The organism is Anoxybacillus sp. UARK-01 (genome assembly GCF_002075365.1).
Lineage (GTDB): Bacteria > Bacillota > Bacilli > Bacillales > Anoxybacillaceae > Anoxybacteroides > Anoxybacteroides rupiense.
Genome location: NZ_NASY01000008.1, coordinates 1 through 5,865 on the forward strand (window position 1 = coordinate 1; position 5,865 = coordinate 5,865).

The 5,865-nt window shown below is 42.1% G+C and carries 5 protein-coding genes and 1 pseudogene; 3 read left to right on the forward strand and 3 right to left on the reverse strand.

All coding sequences use genetic code 11. The features are described 5' to 3' along the window. Positions 1-482: 482 nt before the first annotated feature. From B6A27_RS00965 to B6A27_RS00975, 3 genes are all read right to left on the reverse strand, one after another. A complete protein-coding gene (locus tag B6A27_RS00965; RefSeq protein WP_080859643.1) occupies positions 483-1,688 on the reverse strand; it encodes a S1C family serine protease in 1,206 nt (401 codons plus the stop codon). Positions 1,689-2,190: 502 nt separating this feature from the next. Beyond that, positions 2,191-2,886 carry an FtsB/FtsL family cell division protein gene (locus tag B6A27_RS00970; RefSeq protein WP_080859645.1) on the reverse strand — a complete coding sequence of 232 codons (696 nt, stop codon included), beginning with the start codon at positions 2,884-2,886 and terminating at the stop codon, positions 2,191-2,193. A 254-nt stretch (positions 2,887-3,140) separates the two neighbouring features. Next, positions 3,141-3,392, reverse strand: coding sequence for a hypothetical protein (locus tag B6A27_RS00975; RefSeq protein WP_080859647.1), 252 nt, complete (start codon positions 3,390-3,392; stop codon positions 3,141-3,143). Positions 3,393-3,754: 362 nt separating this feature from the next. Here B6A27_RS00975 and B6A27_RS00980 point away from each other — a divergent pair, with 362 nt between their 5' ends. From B6A27_RS00980 to B6A27_RS00990, 3 genes and pseudogenes are all read left to right on the forward strand, one after another. Further along, complete coding sequence (locus tag B6A27_RS00980; RefSeq protein WP_080859649.1) at positions 3,755-4,123, forward strand: VOC family protein; 369 nt, start codon at positions 3,755-3,757, stop codon at positions 4,121-4,123. An 87-nt stretch (positions 4,124-4,210) separates the two neighbouring features. Next, positions 4,211-5,088 (forward strand): annotated as a pseudogene (locus B6A27_RS00985) (acetyl-CoA hydrolase/transferase C-terminal domain-containing protein); the annotation flags it as partial. Between the two features lie 510 nt (positions 5,089-5,598). After that, the coding region (locus tag B6A27_RS00990; RefSeq protein ID WP_161491014.1) for a transposase at positions 5,599-5,865 on the forward strand (267 nt) is incomplete at its 3' end.

Consider the following 5,865-nt stretch of genomic DNA (forward strand, 5'->3'; position numbering starts at 1 on the left):
ATTTATAAATCAATATTTTTAATATTTCGAAAAAATTTATTTAAGATTGAATATATTTTCTTTTTATTGCATTTTTATAATGTCCCTATAACTCAAAAATAGCCTGAATCGCTCTTAAATCAAGAATAAAATGCTTTTTCAATACGGAAAGACATTACTATGTATCTTCAATATCCTCCATCCTTCCATAGAGCTTGGATGAACTAAAATAAAAGAGGAGGTTTTATCCTTTTGTGGTGGAAAAATCGTGTCATCCATACAAGTTATACCGATGCATCCAGAAGAGGGAATGTATAGTCCATTCAAAGGCGTCATTCCATTTTTTTACGGTCGAAGGCAAGTCAAAGCACTCTTTCGATTGTTCAATTTTCACCTTAATGAAAAGCCCCTCTCTGTTTTGAGAAACAGAAGAGGGGTTGGTTTTTTTATGTCCATTGTGCATATTAATTGCCGCAATTGACCATTCTTTTGTTTCAACGCTCTTATTGCTGTTCTTGTCGCTCTTTTAGCTGAAGCGGAATCGTTTTGCTTTTGCCATCGCGTAAAATTTGCAATTGAATTTTTTCGCCAACTTTCGTTTTTGTATATAAATATTTTCGCAACTCACTTACATTATTGACTTTTGTTCCGTTAATTGCCACAATCACATCCTTCGCCTGAATTCCCGCTTCAGCGGCAGGAGAAGACGGCAACACCGCAGTAACCACCACTCCGTTTGTTTCATTTTCTGGAAGCCCTAACTGTTCAAAGCGAGTTTCTGCTGGTATCTCGCTCAAATCCCGCAAATTCACGCCCAGATACGGACGTTTCACTTTTCCGTACTCCATTAATTGTTCAATCACCGGTTGAACATATTGGCTTGGAAGCGCAAATCCAAGTCCTTCGATTCCTTCCTGGGCGATTTTTAAACTATTAATGCCTACTACCTGTCCCGCGCTGTTAATAAGCGCTCCTCCGCTATTTCCTGGATTGATCGCCGCATCCGTTTGAATAACATTCAGTTCCCATTCCCCTTCTGATGTCGAAACAGAAATGGTTCGCTTTCCGCTGACAATTCCTTCAGTGACCGTTCTTGATAAATCCAAGCCAAGCGGGTTCCCAATCGCCGCCACCTGCTCTCCGACACGAAGCGTCGAAGAATCACCGAAACTAGCGACCTTCTTAACGTTCTTTCCATTAATTTTTAATACCGCCAAATCGCTTAATGGATCTGTCCCGACAATTGTCGCCTTCACCCTTTCTCCGCTTGGAAGCGATACTTCCACTTTGTTTGCTCCTTCAACCACATGATTATTGGTCACAATATAGGCGACATCTCCAGCTTTTTTAAAAATAACGCCAGAACCTGTTCCTGTATCTTGTTCTGCAGAAGCGCCCGAGAAAATATCCGCTTGCTGCTGAATGTTGATGACTCCGACAACCGCATCCGCTACATTTTCAATCGCCTGCACCATATTGCTATTCGACGTGCTTGCGGTTGGCTCCAGCGGTAAAGCGCTGGATTTTACCGCTTCTTGCTGCGACGTTGTTTCTTTCTTTTCTGCATGCTGCTGAATCCCGAGTGTCGGGGCCATATAGAGCGTCACGCCGCTTCCGATCACCGCTCCAATAATCGAAGCAGCCAGAAAAGGAAAAAAGCTTCTTTTTTTCTCCGGGCGGCCCGCATATTCATATTCCGTCATATTCATGCTATCACTCCCCTTCTATTACTGTTATTTCCCGTTTTCTGACTTTATAATAAAAAAGAAAGGTGAAAATATGGTGAAAACATCAGGATTTTTACATCATTTTGAACAGTATTGGCCAAACAACTTAGCATACTGATTAGGGGATATAAAGGAAATATGATTGCCTCTGAATTCAATGATGATGAACTTGCGGATTCGAAAGTAAAAAAATAATCATTTACTATGCACAGCGGGATCTTAATTTTATAAAAAATCATTGTTGACGGCGCAGCAAAGGCTTGGGAAGCGCGATTCTTGACAAACCTTCTAGCCAAGCGTATCTTATCGTGACGCCACAACATATTCACCCACAAACAAAAATCCCGCTTTCCACAACACCCTAGTTGAAAGCGGGATTCGTCCCTTTTCAAGAGAACAGGCCTATAAAACGAAGAGAACGAAAAACAATGAACCTTACTCGCCCACACTCCATTGAAAGACGGAAGACTTCTCGATGGTGAGGTTAAGCGGTCCATTGGTCGTGCACGATTCCGACTAAACACCACACTCCACTTCGCTGTTCAAATACTAAGCGCAAACTGCGCCAGTCCATTCCATCATATTGCTGATCAAATCCAGTAAAATGAAACTCGACAAAGGCGCTGTTCGGATATGCCTCTTGAATATTTTGCAGCGTATTTCCTTTACCGACAATCACATTGTTGCCAATCAACTGCGGATTGGCAAAATCAACATCATATACAAAGCGGTCAAAATATTGGCCAAAGGTCATTTTAATCGGCTCTCCCGACCCGTCAAACTCACCGAATTGGTACGTTTGGCCACTTTCCATTAAAGATGGCAGCTGTTTTGGCGTAAAAACTAAATCTGTCTTCACGTTCACATGGCCATACGGACTGAATCGAACCCCTTTCTCTGAATCCACATATAAAGATAGCTGCTCCATATTCTTTTCTTTTAACGCCTGAGCAACTGCCAACGCGATCTGCAACAAATTTCCTTCCACTCGATCATCAGAAGCAGCCGCTTTTTCGGTTAATTTCTCATTTTGTTGCTTCAGATCGTCGATTGCTTGCGTTTGTTTTTGAATTTGCTGCTTTAAATCGCGAATTTGCCCTTCATAGTCGGTATGGCTGCTTGTGCATCCAGAAAAGAGAAAGGCCAACGCGGCCGTTAAAAGCATGGTGATCCGCTTCATTTGGATCCCCCCTTTCATTGAATGTGCCAAACGAAACGGACAGCATAACACTTCGCGGACAATCAACAAGCAAGGAGATCGCGCCTAATATTCTTGATGATGCGCTAATGATATCCCCTTATGCTAAAGATACCAGTCAATCGCAAAAATAGCACTGTTTTTTTTACAATGATGTTGATAAAAAAATACCGCTTTCACTTTACGCAAAAGACGGTAAGCAGTCATGTTCTCCAAGCAAAGGTTGTCTCCCAGATTCACTTTTTCATCCGTCCCATTCTTGCGACCAGCCATTTTGTACACCAAGCAGCAATCCCGCATGAAATAAGACTAACCGCCATCGAGAAAAGCGGATTGGGGCCGACCAGTTCAACGTGAGACGGCAGTGTAGCGGCTTTCTCCCACGATATTTTAGGAGTATATAATAGCGTCAAAAAAAGTCCTGAAACCAGCTGCAGCATGGTAAATACAGCGATAAAGACAACGAAAAATATAAGGTATTTTTGCACATCCATCCCCCCTTTTACGCTAAATGCAAACCTCTCTGAAAACATTGATGGCTGGAGACAAGTTCGTGAGCGTGCCGTTGTTACATATTTGCGTGACAAAAGCGCGGACGGCGCCATTTTTATCTTCCGTTATAGATCTACACCCTATCCACGCAAATATGCTGTGATCTCTATACAGATTATTACGGAAAAAATAAAGGAAAAGTTTCCAAACAAATGAAATTTACTAGATGTTCTAATGTATATGTGCCTATCAGCGATCAAGGATTCAGTCAAGTATATTTGGATGAAAATGTTTTTTGAATATTCATATTTTATTAATTATAATAAGTTTGAAACTGATCATGGAAGGGATGAGAAATATGCAGTTCACTTTTTTGGAAATTGACCATGTTCAAGTGGCCGCTCCAAAAGGCTGTGAAGAAAAAGCGCGTGAATTTTACGGGGAGCTTTTAGAAATGCAGGAAATTCCCAAACCAAAAAACTTGCAAAAGCGCGGCGGAGTCTGGTTTCAATGCGGAAATCATCAGCTGCATATTGGGGTGCAAGAAACTTTTCAGCCAGCTGTAAAAGCACATCCTGCCTTTCATGTCAAAAATCTCGCCAAACTGCGCAAACACTTAATGATCAAGGGAATTGAAATCAAGGAGGAGGAGCCGCTAGAAGGAGCCGATCGTTTTTATGTCAGTGATCCGTTTGGCAACAGACTTGAATTTTTAGAATGGTTCTAAGCATGAAACAGCCGCCTGAGCCTTTGTTCATTCGTTCTGAACCACCGGATTCCATCAAGATTGCTGATACATCCACAGGCTAAAGTAGGAATCGTTTTCACCAACCAACCGGATTCACCATCTACCATCGTTCCTCCAGACGCAGAAACAGCGGCGATGGCGAATCATTTCATCCGTTTTCTTCGAAAAGAAGTAGCCGCAGGCCGGCTGAATGAACATTTAGCTCCTTTGCAGGCATTGGTTCGATTGCCAACGCGGTTCTATACGGTTTGTTAGATTCTGAATTTCCCAATTTGAAAGTTTATTCAGAAGTGCTTCAGGACGCTATGTTTGATCTGATCGATGCGGGAAAAGTCCTGTTTGCTTCCGGCTGTTCCATTACGCTATCACAAGCCAAAATGAAACAAGTATATTCCAATATGGATGCTTACCGAGACAAGTTGATCCTTCGTCCCCAAGAAATTTCCAACCACCCAGAAATCATTCGCCGTCTCGGACTCATTTCCATTAATACCGCCTTGGAAGCAGACATATACGGAAATATTAATTCGACCCACGTCCGCGGCACCAATATGATGAACGGCATCGGCGGTTCAGGCGATTTCGCTCGCAATGCCCGACTAACGATCTTCGTAACAAAATCCATTGCCAAAAACGGAGCCATTTCAAGCATCGTTCCATTCGTATCACAAGTGGATCATACCGAACACGACGTGGATGTTCTTATCACAGAATATGGCTATGCTGATCTTCGCGGATTGGCGCCAATCGAACGCGCACCCCTAATTATTGAAAACTGCGCACATCCAAGTTACCGTCCGCATTTGCGTGAATACTTCCAAGAAGCGCTTAAACGCGGAGGACAAACACCTCATCTCCTTGAAAAAGCACTCTCATGGCATGTCCATTATGAAAAATACGGGACCATGCTGGAAGCAAAACGGCCATTGCAGACGCAAAGCTAAAATACAAAGCGGGGACATCCTTGCAAGGAAGGCGTCCCCAGCTCACTTTGTCCCTCATCTGATTCCCCTGCATCGCATGCTCCCGCCTGTTTTCCTCTCAAGTACTTGTTTGCAACCCTTTCAATATAGCTAACACAAAAGCAACAAAAGCGTTAGATCTTACTCGCTGATTTTAAGCTTTTATTCCACATAGTGAAGATAAAAACCCAAAAACCATGATAAAATCAGCAATTGGAAAATGGATACAATTTTATTATAAACTTATCTTAAAATTCGAGCCATTGTTAAGTAACCAAAAAGTTGTATACTGAAAAATAAGCTCCGAATAATCCCCTTCTGAAAACAGATAGGGTTTATTTGGAGCTTACCATCTTGAGTAATGGGTATACGTTGTATATACCCTGACGAAATGATTGGTATACTATTCTTTTGATGTTAGTCTAAAAAGTGGACATGGAGAACAGGGAGATTATAATAAACTTAATTCCAATAGGTTCGAGGTGTCCAATCATGAAAAAGAGAACATTTGACAAAGAGTACAAGATTCAAGCGGTTGAGTTATGCTTGGAGGGGGACAAGTCCATCGCCCAAGTGGCAAAAGAGTTAGGTTTGGCTTACAACACTCTTCACCGTTGGGTGAAAGAATACAAAGAAAGCAACGGAAAGAGTTTTGTGGGTTCAGGCAACATCAAGCCACAAAATCAAGAAATCATTGAGTTACGCCGTCGTAATCAAGAGTTGGAGGAGGAATTAGCGATCCTAAAAAAGGCGTTAGGC

What these genes read in the sequence shown, in the direction of transcription:
- B6A27_RS00965 (WP_080859643.1), bottom strand. Translation starts at nt 1,688, where the DNA reads ATGAATATGACGGAATATGAATATGCGGGCCGCCCGGAGAAAAAAAGA.
- B6A27_RS00970 (WP_080859645.1), bottom strand. Translation starts at nt 2,886, where the DNA reads ATGAAGCGGATCACCATGCTTTTAACGGCCGCGTTGGCCTTTCTCTTT.
- B6A27_RS00980 (WP_080859649.1), top strand. Translation starts at nt 3,755, where the DNA reads ATGCAGTTCACTTTTTTGGAAATTGACCATGTTCAAGTGGCCGCTCCA.